Raw genomic sequence first — 15,566 nt, 5'->3', positions numbered from 1 at the left:
CCTCGTAACCGCCTGGATGAGTTCAAGCCGGTTTGCGAGGCTGAATCTGGCACGATAAAAGTAACCTGTCAAAGTAATTTTAAGGGGTTACTTATTTTCGACCTCAAGCATCGATGACTTTCTTTTGCCGTTCGCGATGGGCCGCCGCTTTCGCCCTGTTTCCGCAGACCGCCATGCTGCACCAGCGGCGTTTTCTGCCACGGGTGTGGTCGACGAACATCAGGGTGCAACCCGGTCCTTCACAGCATTTGACGTTGGTAAAATCTTCATCGCTGACGAACTGCGCGAGCACTTCGCCCAGGGGCAGCAGCAGGGAATCCGGGCTGCGCCAGCGGCGTTTCAGTTCCCAGGCGAGTTTCGGTGTTTCACCGTCCTGCAGCGTGATCTGTGTGTACTTCTCGTCCCGTTCGAGCAAGCGGTTCAAGGCGTCGAGCTCTGTCAGGGCTGCGGCCTCCAGCGGTTTGCCTTTGTATTTCAGGACAAAGCCGCGAAACCACTCGCGCAATGAACGTGCCTGCGCCGCAACTGTTTCCAGCTCGCCCGGCATCGCTTGGGCTTGAAGCCGTTGCAGTATCTCGTCTTCCACCCAGCCCGATTGTTTCAGCCAATCGAGCCAGCCGTTGCCGTCGTCGATCCAGTCGACGGGTTCATCGACGGGCGTTGCTATCGAGTTCAGGAAATCGAGAGCGGCGGCGTCGGCGACGAAGAGGGCCGGTCCACGGGAAGTGCTGTTCATGAGGGGGTCCACTAAAGCCTGGATTGATAAGGTTTAGCGTAACCACTCAAAAGGCATTCGACAAGTTACTATTGAATTGATAACCTCTTTGTGATTCTCAGTGTGGTTACTGATCCGGCTCAGCTCTTTACCTCCTGGTTCCTGCCGTAGACATCTTCCAGACGCTTGATATCGTCCTCGCCCAGGTAGCTGCCGGTCTGCACTTCGATAACTTCCAACGGGATTTTTCCGGGGTTGGCCAGCCGATGTACCGATGCGATCGGGAGGTAGGTGGACTGGTTTTCAGTGAGCAGGAACACCTTGTCGTTGCATGTCACCTGGGCGGTGCCTGAGACCACGATCCAGTGTTCGGCGCGGTGGTGATGCATTTGCAGGGACAGTTGCGCGCCAGGCTTCACGGTGATGTGTTTGACCTGGTGGCGGATGCCGTTGTCCACCGAATGGTAACTGCCCCAAGGACGATACACCGCACAGTTGTTCTGGGTTTCCGAGCGGTTTTGGGCGTCGAGCGTATTCACCAGTTTTTTCACGTCTTGCACGTTGTCGCGGTGCGCGACCATCAGTGCATCCTCGGTTTCTATCACGACCAGATTTTCCACCCCGAGCAGGGTCACCAGCTTGCTACTGCCATGTACGTAGCAACTGCGGCTGTTGTAGCTGACGACATCGCCCTTGAGTACGTTGCCGTTGGTGTCCTTTTCGTGCACATCCCACAGCGAAGACCAGCAACCGACATCGCTCCAGCCAGCGCTGAGCGGGACGACCCAGGCGCGCTGGGTGCGTTCCATTACCGCGTAGTCGATGGAGTTGTCCGGGCAGCATTCGAAGGTGGCCCGATCGATGCTGGTCACGCCTTCGCTGCTGGGGCTACGCTCCAGGGCGAGCACGCAGTTCTCGTACATGTCCGGTTCGTGCGTGCGCAGCTCTTCGAGATAGCGGCTGGCACGGAACAGGAACATGCCGCTGTTCCAGAAGTACTCGCCGGAGCGGACAAATTCGGCGGCGGTTTGCGCGTCGGGTTTCTCGATAAATTTTTCGACCTTGAAAGCACTGGCGTCGGCATCACTGCAGTCGGCCTTGATGTAGCCGAAGCCGGTTTCCGGGCGCGTTGCCGGAATGCCGAACAGCACGAGGTTGCCTTTGAGCGCTTCCTCCTGCGCGTTTGCCAGTGTGGCGCGTAAGGCGGGAACGTCGCTGATCACATGGTCGGCAGGCAGTACCAGCATGAGCTCGTCGCGACCATCGGCGATCAGTTTCAGGGCCGCCAGCGCCACCGCCGGTGCGGTGTTGCGACCGAAGGGTTCGAGCAGGATCGCCTTCGGGGTGCAGCCGATGGCGGCGAGTTGCTCATTGACGAGGAAGCGATGCTCCTGATTACAGACCACGATCGGCTTGCCGATGCCATCGAACGCCAAGCGCTGCAGGGTTTGTTGAAACAGCGATCCTTCGCCGGCCAGGCTCAGGAATTGTTTGGGGTACAACTTGCGCGACAGCGGCCACAATCGCGAACCACTGCCGCCGGACAGGATGACTGGAATCATTTTTCTTACCTCTCGCACCTTCATCAATCGACATAAAGGCGCTTCGCACAGCGAAGGACTGCCTTCCATTATTCAAAACACAAGCCCGATCCAGAATGGCCGCATCGGCTGATGCAGTTATTCCTTCTGGTCAGCAAAGAGCTGGGTGATGTCGCCGCCCAGGCGGTAGTTTTTCATCGGCTCGACTGACTGGCGCCAGCGGTCGGTTTGCGCCGAGCAGTCGTACAGCGCGCAGTAGGGCTCCAGCCAGGCAAACTTGCCGTCCTCGTTGAGGTCCTCAAGTGCCTGCTTGTAGCCGGTTTTGCGTTCAAACAAACCTGGGTCCTTGATGCCTTCTTCCACCCGTGCGGCCAGACGCCGCATGGCGCCATTGTTTTCTTCGCGCAGGTCGACGCCGTTGGCTTGGGCGAAGGAGGCGATCATCATCAGCGGCCCCATCGCGTAGTTGTGGTAAGCCAGTGCGCGGGTTTCGCGGCCCAATTCGTTGGGCAGATAGCCGTCCGCATCAACCTGGGAAGCGCCGATGCGAAACTGCGCAACCGACCAGTCGAACAGATCGCGTCGATCGACCACCACTGAGGCCGCCATGACCGACCATGCCGCCCAATACTGGTGGTTGTTGAGCCGGTCCAGCGGCTGATCGCGCCAATCGCGCACCACCTGTTCGGCAACCTTGCCGATCCAGGCTTCGATCGGCCGGGTCTGCGCCTCGCGGCCTTTCAATGGTTGCGAGCGCGAAAACTTGAGACGCAAATACGCCGAAGAAATACTGCCCAGCGCCCATTTGCGCATCGACTTGCCGGTATGGGTGTAGGTGGTACTCAGCAGCGCCTGCGCCTTGGCCCAGTCGCCCAGCCAGCTCAACGTGCAGTCCACATGACCGGCGCGACCTTGCCGCAAATAGGCGGCGACTTGTTTGTTGACGCCTTTTTCCAGTTCGTTGATATCGCCTGACATTTCTTTGTAGCGTTTGTTGGATTCGGCGTTGAGCTGATCCCGCGCCTTGCCTGAGCCTTCGTACTTGCTGGGGATCAACAGGTCACCGGTATAGGGTTTGGGTGTCGTCGGGCAGCTCGGCGCGTCGCCTTTTTTGTCTACGGCCGGCGCGTAATAGCCCTGGGGCGGGCGAAGTTGAGCGGCCGTCACCGGCACGCTCGACACCGCCAGAATGAAGGCCACGCTGATGGCGGCCCAGTGCGCCTGACGGATCATTGTCCCTCCGACTGCGCGGTGCGCAGAGACGGTGCCGCCGTGATGGCGGGTTTGACACACAAGCGGGTCGAGAGCGACGTGGCGTTCATGCCCGGCGGTGGCTGCACGTCCATGGACAGAAACGTCTGATCGTCCCAGTCACCGTCGCCGCGCAGCTCGAAGGCGAAGCGGCCCTGGGTATTGACCGTCGGGGAACGGCTCAAACTGATATTTTCCTGGCGACCGTTCATGTAGGTCAGGGTCGCGTTCATCATGCGCACGCTCGGGTCGGCGAACCTGAGGTCGACCTGATAACGATTGCCCTTGATCGGATACACATTGCCGCCACCGCCGTTGAACAACACCTGGTTGCGTCCGCTGTGCAGGTTTGCCTGGCTTCTGAGCAGCGGCGTCTGGTTTTCGCAGCCATCGCTCAGCGCCGCCATCGCCTGCCGGTAGAAGCTGGATTTGCCGAGGCTGTCGAGATTATCGGTTTCCCAAACCAGCACGGCTGGCGGGTCTTTCTGGAAGTCGTCGCCGAGCAGGTAGGCGATCATCGAATCATCGTAGCCACCGCCCGGTACGCTGAAATTTCGCACCGGCGTCTCCAGGTATTGTTCGAGGAAACCGGCAAAGTTGAACAGTTCGCCGCTGGCACTGGTGCCGATCAAGGAGACCTTGGCGGGGCCTTTGGCGTTGCCCTGGGCCCGGGTTTGATAACGGGTGACGTACTGCGCCGCATAGCCGTTGCCGCAGATCTGCGCGGCGGCTTTTTGCAACGTACCCGAGCGTCCCAGCAGGCCGGTCGGCTGGCTGGTGAAGGTCTGGTGCGGCAACGCCTTGAGCACATCGCTGCCCTTGAGCGTCTGCGCCACCAACTGGGCACTGCGGTCGGCGCCAAAGGGTGTCCAGTTGTGGTCGCCCTTGAAGTAGAAGGGCTGCCCGGCGGGCTGGGGCGCACCCAGCAGGTTGCTGAAGTCGGCGACCTGAATGCCCAAATCACGCACCCGGTCCAGCGTTTGCACGTAGTTCTGCCGTGCCCGGGCCTGATCGAAGGTGGCCAGTTCCAGCGGCGTCAGGCGGTCGGCGTGCAACAAGCCGCGACTGGGTGGCATCACCAGCACCAGTTCGACCCCGCGTTGGGCGAGCCCGTCGCGCAAGCGCTTGAGGGCTCTGTAACCGTTGTCATCGAGGCCGAAGTCAGTGCGCAAATCGCTACGGGTGCGGAAGAGCCACTGGTCTTTGGCCTCCACCAGCGTCGCATAATTTTTCAGCTCCGGTTGCTCGTAAAATGTTGCCTGCGCCGCTTGCGGGCACAGCTTGCAGCAGGCTTCGGCCGTGTACTCCGGCAGCGCCTGTGCCCCCATCGACATGGACAGCAGGTACACAGCGGCAAATCCATGAAGGGTGTTCATCGGCAGGCTCCTCACAGTGTCTCGGGCAAAATCAGCGCGGCGGCATGGCGGCGCAGGAGGATGTCCATCAAGTCGCCCTGAACCTCTCCCAGCAAACCGGTGAAGGCCAGGCCGTCCTGTTTCTGTGGCGCCAGAAAGGTCAGGTCATAGAGTTCCAGGCGCGAGGGTGAAAACACAGCGATGGGGCTGGAACCGTTACCGATCAGCTTGCCGCCGACCACGGTGAGCGACAGTTTTTCTTCGTAAGGGTCCTCTTTAAGATCGCGGTCGCTGCCACGCAAATCCTTGATGTGACCGTAGATCCCGGTCAGGGCATTGGCCATCAGCTCGTTTTCATACAGCCGCACGCCGGTGCTGTTGCGCACCCGGATCCCGTGCCGGTCATTGTCCGCCGCGCGGTTGCGCCACATCAGGTTATTGCCGCTCTCGTACAAGGTGATGCCGTCGGAGCGATTTTTGTAGGTCTCGTTGTAGGCCAGCAGGTTATTTGAGCTGGAACGGTCCAGGACAATGCCGGACAGCTGATTGTTGTAGGTGCGGTTGTAGATGATCCAGCTGTCGTTGACCTCGCGCGAGAGGATGATGCCGTGCTTCTTGTGGGTGTCGAAGACATCGTTATGGGCAATGATCAGCCGACGCGAACGATCGTGCGGGTCGATGCCATAGACGATGTTTGCGCGATAGGTGTTGCGCAGAATCACCACGTCGTCGGCTTCGTAGCAATAGAAGCCGAAATAGTTGTCGACGAACTGCGAATTGATCAGCCAGCCGGTCGGTTTTTTGCGCTTCATCTTCGGCGCCATGCTCGGGCTGTACTGGGAAATACTCACCCCATAGCTCTTGCTCTCGGTGTAGCCGAAGCTGGTGATGGTGCTGTTGACGATGTAGGTCTCGGTGCCGCCCCAAGAGATGAGAAACGGCCGAAACACGTCGTCTTTTTTGAACCAGGCCGGGCTGTTGTCTTTCTCGCTCCAGGCGCTGACCTTGGTATCGGTAATAAAGAGTTTGCCGTCATTGACCAGGAAGGAACCGCCGTCCTGGGACAAGCGCAACTCCTTGACCGATTTGTCGATATGCAGAGTCCCGCCGGGACGAATGACGATCGGCAGGCGCGCCAGAAACACCCCCGGCGCGGTTTCGCGCAAGGCGGTCTGCGGCAGGCTGCGGGCCAGTTGCGTCAGGCTCATGTAGCCACGGTCGATGAAGATCGCCACGGGCATTTGCTTCTGGCGCACCACCCATTCCTTGAAGCGATCCTGTCCGCCGATGAACTCGTCGAGTGCGTTTTCCTTGAGCATCGGCTGGATCAAGGCGCGGCCGGCGGGTTTGTAGGTAATCTTCGCGGCGACTGCCTCGGCGGTATAGCCGGACAGGTCGGGCATTTTCGGTTCCTTGATCAGCAACGGCTTTCCCGGAGCCTCGGTGATGGAGTAGCGCGGTATCAGAACGTCACCCGCCGTGGCGCCTGCCGTCTGCATCAACAGCATTGCGGCGAGCAATAGTCCTATCTTGACGACACGGTCCATAAGTTTCACTCATCAAAAATGCAGCCTGGTGTGATCAATGTGCGGTTGCCCACGGTGGCATCACCGTGGGCAATCACCGGGTCCTAGATTTTCCAGACAAAATCAATGAACGCCCGATGCATGCTCGAGTCGGTGTCGTTGGCGTAGGCATCACCCGGGAAGAACACGCCCAGGCGCAAGCGGATCAGCGCCGAAGGTTCGTCGACCCAATCCACCATGCTCGCGGGCAACAGGCCTTGCTTGAAGTACTTGGTCATGACCAGATCGACTTCCTGGCCCAGGTCCTTCTCGCCGTCCACCAGCGCGGCATTGACGATCCCGTCGTCGCCGGTTTGCTGCTCGTCGTCGACCCGCCAGAAGCGGTGGTAGACGAGGCTGGCGTCGTAGTCCTCGCGCATCTGCCAGGAGCCGAACAGCGTCGCCGTCTGGAGGTTGCTCAGTTCACCGCGAAAGGCTTCACCGAAACGGTGTACGCGTGAACGCGTGCCGGTGAAGTTGGAGCGGTTGCTCTGCAGGCCGGTTTGCTGGTACTGATTTTCCTGGTCATTGCCACCGCCGTCGCCGCGGGCGGCGGCAGCACCGACGCGCCAGCTTTCATCGATGTTCCAGCGCAGGCCCAGGTCCGCGGCCCAGGCGTTGACGTCGCCACTGGTGTGGCCCGTCGCGATTCGATCGCCGACGGGGTCGATCACGCTGGTGAGGTTTTCGCGATCACCGGTCAGCCAGGTCGCGGAGGCCCAGTAATTGACCGGCATCGTCGAGCGATAGTTGTAGCCGTCGCCGTTCGCTTCGAGGCCGACCCAGGTCAGGCTGCCGGTGTTGGTCTTGTCGAGTGTATCGACCTGCTCGCCAGGATCGGGCAGGCTGCCGCTGTCCTCAGAGTGATGGACACGCAGGCCCACCCAGTTATTGGGCGTCCATTGCGTAGAGATGTCGGCGAAGACATGGGAGCGATCTTCATCTTCGGGCGCCAGGTCGTCGAAATCGGTGCGATAGTCGGAAAAGCGTTGGGCGGCGCCGATGTGGGTGCGCAGCAGCGTGGTTTCGAAAGTCCAGTTGAGCGCTTCGATGTTGGTGTCCATCCACTGGCCACTGTCCTCCCGCAGACGCTGGCGTCCCAGGCGCAGATGCTCGCCCGGATAGGCCGTGATGCCCGAGTAATCAACCCAGAACTCGCGAAGCGCGAGGTAGCTGTCATCCGCTTCACGGGTGTTGTTCTGGTCGGCGCCGTTGTTCACCGTATCGGTGTCGATGGTGTCGGTCGCCGCCACCGCCTGCGCCATCGTATAGGCACTCCAGTTGCCCCATTGGCCAAAGGCCCAGGGGCGCAAGTCGATGCCTATATCGTTGAGGGTGCCACCGGATGCCGTGCCAAGGTCCCGGTCGTCCTGCGACTCACCGGTAATCTTCACATCCAGGCCGAAATTCTTCGGCGCCACTTCCGCTGCCAACACCAGACCGGCGCTGCACAACAGCGAAACTCCCAGACCACAACCAGCCAATAATGCTTGCTTCATAGTAAGTCCTGTCCATTTTCCGGAGTTTGCAGTCTGGCTAGAGTCGCGCCCGTCAGACGAGCCTGGGCTTCTTCCTCAAGCAAGGGCTGCGCGATTTTCCTTTCCGCCGGGGTCATACCCGACTGCAGGGCCGACAGCACTGGCCCTGCATTGACCGCGCCCTGGCGTTGCGCGAGTTGCGCAAAGACATAGGCGTTGATCCGATTGACCTTGACCCCGCGGGAGTCGGAAAACATGTGGGCCAGGGCCAAATCGGCGTTGGGCGAGCCATTGCGGGCTGCCAGCAACAAATGTAGCAGCGCTTTTTGTGGTTCGACCTGGCCCAGATAACCGCGTCGGTACAACTGGCCCAGGTAGTAATGCGCCCCGACTTCACCGGCTGCGGCCGCCTTGAGCAAATGCTCTTGCGCCAGGCGCGGATCCTGTGGCAACCATTTGCCGAGGTAGTACAGCCGCCCGGTCAGCAGTTCCGCCCGTGGATCGCCCGCTTCGCGCCCGCGCTGCAAGGCCGAGAGCAATTGCGGCGCGTCGCCTTGCGCGGGGTAGTCGTCGATCAACCGTGCCAGGCTGGTCCAGGCCGGCGGATAGACCGGTGCCAGTTCCTCGAGCAGACGCTGGGCGCTTTGCGGATCGGGCGGGCCTTCGAGGGCGGGCGACGACAGCACGCGCGCCACTGATTCGACTCGCAGGGGCGCGACTCGTCCCTCGCGAAAGCCTTGGCGCAACTGCGCCAGCAGGTCTGCCTGCGCCTTGGGCTGGGCACGCATCCGGTTGATGGTGGCCAGCTCCACATAACAGGCATCGAGTACCGCCAGCCGAGCCCGGCACAACTGTTCGATCTGCGGCAGGTGCGCGTTATAGGTGCCTTGATTGCGGTAAATCAGAATCTGCGCCAGGTCCGCCTCGACAATGCCTTGGGCACGCCAGCTATCGACTTTCTGCTGCGGATCCACCACGGGCGCCATTCGCGGGTAGCCCAGGTACAACAACGTCAGCGGCACCACCGCACTGAATTCGCCTTTATCCAGCGCACCTTCCAGCAACTGCCGGGCTTCTTGCACTTTCTGGGGATCGCCCGGGCTCTGACGCAGCAACAAACGGCCCAGGCGCGACTGCGCCTTGACCGATTCCGGCGCGGCCTGCCGGTACAAGACCTCTGCTTCTTTCAGGCTCGCCGGGTCGCCCGCCGATGCGGTCAAGTCGCCCATCCCGGCCTGGGCATCGGCATAGCCGTCCTCGGCCAGCGCCGCGTAGTTCTTGCGCGCCGTTTCATAATCGCCGCGCTCCATGGCCTCGCGCGCCAACCCTTGATCGGGCAGGGTGCCGCAACCGTGGATTATCGTCAGCGCAGCGGCCAGCGCTGAAAACTGCAGCCCCGATCGCCATGCGCCGTTCATTTTCCGGCCGCCATGACTTTATTCATCCAGGCGTTTTTCACCCAGGTATTGGCTGCCGTGGCGTTCTGCACCAAAGCGTTGCCCTGCAGCTCTTCGATACTGACCTCCACCGGACGCCCGGCCTGATCAGTCTGCAAGGGGCTGTCAGGCTCAATGGTGACCCGCAGGTCGGAGGCCAGGCCGCCGTTGTCCAGCGCCACCGCGGTGATTTTGCCCGTGCGAGGCTGTTCTTCACCGATCAGCTGGAAGTTCACCACTTTGCCAGGCTGGATCTTGGCAAAATTCTTGTAGGGGAAGCGCGCCTCGATGGTTGCCACACCGTCAATCGGCATCAATTCGTACACCGTGGTGCCCTTGCCGACGACCTGGCCATCCGGCACCAGCTGCGACACCACCCGGCAATCACAAGGGCTGGTCAGCGAGCCTTGCAGGGTTCGGCTGAACAGGCGCTCAAGGTTCTCCGGGGTCGCCTGCCCGGGCGGCAAATTGCCTTTCATCACATCCAGCAGCGAGGCGGAAAAGGTCGCCAGCGGCGCCCCCTTGGACACCACCGATCCGACCTTGACCAACGAATTGACGCTGCCATCGCGCGGCAGGCCAATCAACTGACCGGGGACATTGACCCGCGCCGATTCGGCATGAGTGACGTAGTAAATGCCATACAACTGATGCACCACATACCCAAAGGCAGCCAGTCCCACCAGGAACATCAGCAGGCTTATCGTGGTCGCCCGCAAGCGTGCGAAAATGCCCATTCCGTTGCCGCTTTCGTGCTTGCGCGGCTTGGTGAAGTTGTCGCGTTGCTGGGTCGCAAGCATGTCACCCAGGCTGATCACCCCGCCTGAGAGGTAAGAGGTGATCACGTAGCGCAAGGCGGAAATCGCACGAGGGCGCAGGTTGTGAAACTCGCAACCTATCCGCTGCCCATCTTCGTTGATCGAGCGCACGACAAATTCCACGTCGATGGCAAACCCGAGCGCATCGACCTGGAACACCAGTTTGCCTTTGTGTTGCCGGCCCACGATCAGCGATGTACCCGGCTGACTCAGGCTGAATCCGCCGGCCGACAAGTCGATCAGCTCGCAATCGAGCGCCTCCCGGTCAGGTCCGTGGAACTTGATCCTCGCCGGTAGCGTCAGCCGCGCATGCTGACGCTGCACCTCCGACTCATGCACGACATTGTCATCAGCAGCAACAAAAGCTGTGTTCATAACGCGTTCCTTCCCATCGATGGATACCGATCCGGCACGGCCTGCCGACTGCCCTGACACCTGTGCTACACAATCCACATCAGCAGTGCGCAAAACACACTGCCCGCCGAAAACGTCATGGCCCGCGACGACCAGGTATTGAACCAGCGCTGATAGCTGGCCAGGCCGCGGTCGAGTCTGGTTTTCTGGCGCGTCCACGATTGCTGGTCGAGACGGAAGAACACATAGATTTTCACCATGGCGCCGACCAGCTGGTTGTAATAGAGAATCAGTGGGTAAGCCGGACCGACCGGGTGTCCCGAAGCCAGCAACAGAAGACTCAGGATCAAGCGCGTCACGCCGATCCAGAGCACATAAATCATCAGGTAGGCGAAGGTGTATTTGAGGCTGGCAATGATCGCCACTGAAGGCCCGAGCAGGCTGGCCCACATCGATACGCGTTGGTCCAGCAGCACCAGCGAGGTGAACCAGCCCAACCGCCGCACACCCAGGTGCAGGGCCCGCGAGTTCTGGCGCAGGTTATTGCCATACCAGCGGAACATCAGCTTGCGGCTGGCCTTGAAGAAGTTTTTTTCCGGGGGATGCTCGACGGTGTTGATCGCTGCATCGGGCACATAAAAGGTGTCGTAGCCCAGCCGCATCAAGCTGTACCAACTGGACTTGTCATCACCGGTCAAAAAGCGGAATCGTCCCAGGCGCCAGTGCTCCAGATAATCGCGCTCAACGTCCTGGATAAAGCCGGGGTTGGTCACCACCTGGGCGCGGAACACCGACATCCGCCCGGTCATGGTCAGCACGCGCTTGCCCAGTGCCATCGAACACATATTGATGTGCCGCTGGGCGAACCGCAGCTTGTGCCATTGGCTCATCAGGTAGCTTCCGCGTACCTCGCAGAACTCATTGGTGGTCAACCCGCCGACGTTCGGAAACAGCTTGAACCAGCAGACGGTCTGACGCACCAGTCCGGCGGAGAGCACGGTATCGCCATCGACCACCGCCACCACTGCATCGGCATCCGGCACGTGCCGGGAAATCGCCCGAAAACCGTGGGCCAGGCCATCGCGCTTGCCGGTGCCGGGAATCCGCACAAAGCTCAACTTGACCCGACTCGGTGGGGTATAGCTGTCCCAGAGTGCCTTTATCAGCAGCTCATCGGCCAGCTCTACGATGGAACAGACCACCGTGGTCGGGTAACCACAACCGATGGCCTCTTCGATCACCGAGCGGTAAACCTGCGACGTGGTCAACGCATCGATACGAAAACTGGTGACCAGCAAAAACACGTGGGACGGATCGGCACTGCTGCCGAGCCGGGTGACTTTGCGCCGGTAGTAAGGGAACACCAGATAAAGGAACAGTAATCCGCGAAGGTAATGGATCGCGCCCATCGTATAGCGCCAGATACCGACCGCCCCCAGCAACAGGAGAAAGTCCCTGGATTGGGGATCGAACACTGAGCGCGGCAGCAACAGTGCAAGCCCCATCAACGCGGTGACGTAGAGCAGCCACCCCGCAGCTTCGCGCAAGTAATCCCTGGAATCATCCATACCTGTGGCCCCTGTTCGATAGACCCGTATCGCTCGGGTTGCAGTTCGGTGCTTCTCTTACCAGCAGATGCCTTCGAGCCGATCGTCACTGGCGTACGGCATGAAACCCACCAGGTCGACCACCTGCTTGCCTTCGGGCACATCGAGTGCGATGGCTTTGAAGGACTCGTCACCGTTACCCAGCACAATCACATCCGCCTCCTCGATCACTTTCGTAAGGTCGGCGCGTAACAGCGAAGCCAGGTGCGGGATCTTCGACTCGATGTAGTCCTTGTTGGCCCCGTAGATGCGCGCGTATTCAACGTTGCGGTCGAAGATATGCAGGTCATAGCCCTTGCCGATCAGCATTTCGGCCAACTCGACCAGCGGGCTTTCGCGCAGGTCATCGGTGCCCGCCTTGAAGCTCAGGCCGAGCAGGGCGATACGCCGTTTGCCGTAGCTGGTGATAATGTCGAAGGCTCGCTGTACCTGCGCCGCATTGCTGCGCATGATCGAGGCCAGCAGCGGGTGCTCGACATCCAGTTGCCCGGCGCGATAGTTCAGCGCACGCACATCCTTGGGCAGGCAGGAACCGCCGAACGCGAAGCCGGGGCGCATGTAATAACGCGAGAGGTTGAGTTTGGTGTCCTGGCAGACCACGTCCATCACATCGCGACCGTCCACGCCGGCGGCCTTCGCGATATTGCCGATTTCATTGGCGAAGGTCACTTTGGTCGCGTGCCAGACGTTGCAGGTGTACTTGATCATCTCCGCCACTTCGATGCTCCTGCGCAGGAGCGGGGCGTCCAGCTCTTGATAGAGCGCGACGAGCATGTCACCGCTGCGTTGGTCGAGTTCACCGATCACCGTCATGGGCGGACAGTTGTAATCCTTGATCGCGGTGCTTTCACGCAGGAACTCCGGGTTGATCGCCACGCCGAAGTCGACCCCGGCCTTCTTGCCGGAGCAGTCTTCAAGAATCGGGATCACCACGTTCTTCACGGTGCCCGGCAGTACGGTGCTGCGCACCACCACCGTGTGCCAGCTGTCCTTGGTGTGCAGGGCTTCGCCGATTTCGCGACAGACTGACTCTATGTACACCAGATCCAGATCGCCGTTCTTCTTGCAGGGTGTAGCGACGGCGATGAACGACATATCCGTGTCCATCATGGCGGCCTTTACATCACCGGTACCCCGCAGCCGCCCAACATGCACCCCCTGCTCGAGCAGAGTCTCCAGGCCTGGCTCAACGATGGGCGACTTGCCCTGATTGATCAGGTCGATTTTTACCTGCGAGATATCCACCCCGATTACGTCATGACCGCGAGCACAGAGACAGCCCGCGCATACAGCGCCCACATACCCCAAACCAAATATGCTGATACGCATTGGTGAGTTCCCCGTATACCCTGATTTCGAAAGGCCATCGGCATGCCATACAGGCCGACAGTTGCTCTATCTGGCTAACTAAGCGGCAGTTTGGTTCAACGTGTTTTTCGGGCAGAACTTGCAGAAACAAGAGTGTAGACAAACATTGCGCCGGCACTGTCATTTTTTTTAACAGAAATTTCGAACAGTTCAAGCTGCCAATATAAGTGGTAGGGCTTACAAGGAAAGTGCCAAAAGACAAAATAATAAAAAATGTTAATAAAAACAGTTAGATGACAAACTTATCGAGATTGATTCTATAAGCTGGGTATGTGTTTTTGCACCAAAAACAGGCGAGTGGCTATATCGATTTTTTGAGCGGGCACTGGCGCAGTGCAACACCAGCTTTACAGTTTTTTAATCAGCGAAATCAAATTTTACTTGGGGTGTAAAGTTGCTGAGACATGTCAATTTTTTAATAACAGTTTTATTGGCGTTTTGAGGGTGTTCGATAGTCAAAGTCTTGGAACTGCGGAAAACGATCAAGCAATAAAAAAACCGCAATCAATGCGGTTTTTTTGCGATCGAAGTGTGGAGGGCTAGAGGCTGTTGGCGAGTTTTGCGGTGGAGAGGCGGCGTTTGTATGCGGTGTCGCAGTTGGCCAGCCAGTAGTAGAGCGGCGAGGTGATGATCAGGCCCACCAGCCAGGACAAGTCGGCCCCATTGATGTGCTCCGAAATCGGCCCGACATACAACGGCGTGTTCATGAACGGAATCTGCACCGCAATCCCGATCGCATAGGCCAGCAACGCCTGGGGGTTGTACCGGCCATAGATCCCGCCATCCACCTTGAAGATCGAGTTGATGTCGTACTGACCTTTGTGAATGGCGTAGAAGTCGATCAGATTGATCGCGGTCCACGGCACCAGCACCACGAGCAGCACCAGCACCATGTCGACGAAGTGGCCGATGAAATTGGCGGAAGCACCGACGGCGGCGAAGCAGCAGGCGGCGAGAATGATGATCGAGAGGATGGCGCGGCTTTTCGCGGTGGGAATCCAGCGGTAGGCGAACGTTTGTACCAGGGTGATCAGCGACAGCACGGCGCCGTAGAGGTTGAGGGCGTTGTGGCTGATGACGCTGAGCAGGAACAGCACGAGCATCAGCGGGCCGATGGAGCCGGTGGCGAGTTTGACGGCATCCATGGTGTCCATGCCGACAGGTGTGGCGAGCACGGCGACGGCGCCGAAGATGAACGAGAGGCTGGAACCGAGCACGGTGCCCAGATAAGTCGTCCAGAACGTGGCGGCCACGGGCACGTTGGCCGGCAGGTAGCGCGAATAGTCGGAGACGTACGGCGCAAAGGCGATTTGCCAGAGCGCGGCGAGGGAGACGGTGGCGAGCCAGCCGGAGATGTTGAAGCTGCCGCGGGTGAGGAAGTCGGCGGTCTGCACGTGGGTGAAGATGTAGCCGAAGCCGAGCACGATGCCGGCGCCGAGCACCCAGGTGCCGATGCGGTTGAGTACATGGATGAAGCGATAGCCGATGATGCCGATGATGCCGGAACCGAGGGCGCCGATGACGATGCCCACCGGCACCGGCACGCTGTCGACCACGCCATGCAGGGATTTGCCGGCGAGGACGATGTTGGAGGCGAAGAAGCCGATGTACATGATGCCGGCGATCAGCACCACCAGCAGCGCGCCGAGGGAGCCGAACTGGGCGCGGCTCTGGATCATCTGCGGAATGCCCATCTGCGGGCCTTGGGCCGAGTGCAGCGCCATCAGCACGCCGCCGACCAGGTGGCCGACGAGGATGGCGACGATGCCCCACACCAAATTCAGGTGGAACATCTGCACGCCGAGGGCGCCGGTGACGATGGGCAGCGGGGCGATGTTGCCGCCGAACCAGAGGGTGAACAGGTCACGGGTTTTGCCGTGGCGATCTTCGGGCGGCACATAGCCGATGGTGTGTTTTTCGATGAGCGGGGCGGAGGTTGTTGCTGCGGTAACCATGACGGACTCCAAGGCAATTTGAGTACGTGGACGTACTTCGGTGAGCGCCGCGCGGGGGCGACGCTTTTCTTGTTGGAGTTGATGATGTGCGGTGGATGGGGATAGATAAATTACAAAGATTGT

Annotated in this window: 11 protein-coding genes; all 11 read right to left on the bottom strand. The window is 59.9% G+C overall.

Features of this window, described 5'->3' with window-relative positions; all coding sequences use genetic code 11:
• Nucleotides 1-103 precede the first annotated feature (103 nt).
• The 11 genes from FBY04_RS11855 to FBY04_RS11805 all read right to left on the bottom strand — a co-directional run bounded on the left by FBY04_RS11855 (nt 104) and on the right by FBY04_RS11805 (nt 15,443).
• Complete coding sequence (locus tag FBY04_RS11855; protein WP_145315306.1) at nt 104-736, bottom strand: CGNR zinc finger domain-containing protein; 633 nt, start codon at nt 734-736, stop codon at nt 104-106.
• 119 nt (nt 737-855) lie between these two features.
• Entirely contained in the window at nt 856-2,277 is a 1,422-nt protein-coding gene (locus FBY04_RS11850; protein ID WP_084322866.1) for a mannose-1-phosphate guanylyltransferase/mannose-6-phosphate isomerase, read from the bottom strand.
• Between the two features lie 117 nt (nt 2,278-2,394).
• Nucleotides 2,395-3,489, bottom strand: coding sequence for a mannuronate-specific alginate lyase (locus FBY04_RS11845; protein WP_256666862.1), 1,095 nt, complete (start codon nt 3,487-3,489; stop codon nt 2,395-2,397).
• Nucleotides 3,486-4,883 (bottom strand): alginate biosynthesis protein AlgX, encoded by a 1,398-nt coding sequence (locus FBY04_RS11840; protein WP_145315305.1) that lies wholly within the window; start codon nt 4,881-4,883, stop codon nt 3,486-3,488. The genes FBY04_RS11845 and FBY04_RS11840 overlap by 4 nt, the downstream gene beginning before the upstream one ends.
• 11 nt (nt 4,884-4,894) lie before the next feature.
• Nucleotides 4,895-6,409, bottom strand: a complete 1,515-nt coding sequence (algG, locus tag FBY04_RS11835) for a mannuronan 5-epimerase AlgG (RefSeq protein ID WP_084322868.1) — start codon at nt 6,407-6,409, stop codon at nt 4,895-4,897.
• 83 nt (nt 6,410-6,492) lie between these two features.
• The gene (locus tag FBY04_RS11830) at nt 6,493-7,926 is read right to left on the bottom strand and encodes an alginate export family protein (RefSeq protein WP_084322869.1); all 1,434 of its coding nucleotides are present in this window, start codon (nt 7,924-7,926) and stop codon (nt 6,493-6,495) included.
• Nucleotides 7,923-9,323 carry an SEL1-like repeat protein gene (locus FBY04_RS11825; RefSeq protein WP_145315304.1) on the bottom strand — a complete coding sequence of 467 codons (1,401 nt, stop codon included), beginning with the start codon at nt 9,321-9,323 and terminating at the stop codon, nt 7,923-7,925. Before FBY04_RS11825 ends, FBY04_RS11830 begins: the two co-directional genes overlap by 4 nt.
• Nucleotides 9,320-10,534: an alginate biosynthesis protein Alg44 gene (locus tag FBY04_RS11820; protein WP_145315303.1), complete on the bottom strand. Its 1,215-nt coding sequence runs from the start codon at nt 10,532-10,534 to the stop codon at nt 9,320-9,322. Before FBY04_RS11820 ends, FBY04_RS11825 begins: the two co-directional genes overlap by 4 nt.
• A 65-nt stretch (nt 10,535-10,599) precedes the next feature.
• Nucleotides 10,600-12,081: a glycosyltransferase family 2 protein gene (locus FBY04_RS11815; RefSeq protein ID WP_084322872.1), complete on the bottom strand. Its 1,482-nt coding sequence runs from the start codon at nt 12,079-12,081 to the stop codon at nt 10,600-10,602.
• A gap of 57 nt (nt 12,082-12,138) precedes the next feature.
• Entirely contained in the window at nt 12,139-13,449 is a 1,311-nt protein-coding gene (locus FBY04_RS11810) for a nucleotide sugar dehydrogenase (RefSeq protein WP_084322873.1), read from the bottom strand.
• 578 nt (nt 13,450-14,027) lie between these two features.
• Nucleotides 14,028-15,443: a cytosine permease gene (locus FBY04_RS11805; RefSeq protein ID WP_145315302.1), complete on the bottom strand. Its 1,416-nt coding sequence runs from the start codon at nt 15,441-15,443 to the stop codon at nt 14,028-14,030.
• Nucleotides 15,444-15,566: the final 123 nt, after the last annotated feature.

The organism is Pseudomonas sp. SJZ080, assembly GCF_007828295.1.
Lineage (GTDB): Bacteria > Pseudomonadota > Gammaproteobacteria > Pseudomonadales > Pseudomonadaceae > Aquipseudomonas > Aquipseudomonas migulae_A.
This window is presented reverse-complemented; position numbering and strand designations above follow the sequence as displayed.

Bases quoted from the DNA above. Each gene is read 5' to 3' on its own strand.
- FBY04_RS11855 (WP_145315306.1), bottom strand. From the start codon at position 736: ATGAACAGCACTTCCCGTGGACCGGCCCTCTTCGTCGCCGACGCCGCC.
- FBY04_RS11850 (WP_084322866.1), bottom strand. From the start codon at position 2,277: ATGATTCCAGTCATCCTGTCCGGCGGCAGTGGTTCGCGATTGTGGCCG.
- FBY04_RS11845 (WP_256666862.1), bottom strand. From the start codon at position 3,489: ATGATCCGTCAGGCGCACTGGGCCGCCATCAGCGTGGCCTTCATTCTG.
- FBY04_RS11840 (WP_145315305.1), bottom strand. From the start codon at position 4,883: ATGAACACCCTTCATGGATTTGCCGCTGTGTACCTGCTGTCCATGTCG.
- algG (WP_084322868.1), bottom strand. From the start codon at position 6,409: ATGGACCGTGTCGTCAAGATAGGACTATTGCTCGCCGCAATGCTGTTG.
- FBY04_RS11830 (WP_084322869.1), bottom strand. From the start codon at position 7,926: ATGAAGCAAGCATTATTGGCTGGTTGTGGTCTGGGAGTTTCGCTGTTG.
- FBY04_RS11825 (WP_145315304.1), bottom strand. From the start codon at position 9,323: ATGAACGGCGCATGGCGATCGGGGCTGCAGTTTTCAGCGCTGGCCGCT.
- FBY04_RS11820 (WP_145315303.1), bottom strand. From the start codon at position 10,534: ATGAACACAGCTTTTGTTGCTGCTGATGACAATGTCGTGCATGAGTCG.
- FBY04_RS11815 (WP_084322872.1), bottom strand. From the start codon at position 12,081: ATGGATGATTCCAGGGATTACTTGCGCGAAGCTGCGGGGTGGCTGCTC.
- FBY04_RS11810 (WP_084322873.1), bottom strand. From the start codon at position 13,449: ATGCGTATCAGCATATTTGGTTTGGGGTATGTGGGCGCTGTATGCGCG.
- FBY04_RS11805 (WP_145315302.1), bottom strand. From the start codon at position 15,443: ATGGTTACCGCAGCAACAACCTCCGCCCCGCTCATCGAAAAACACACC.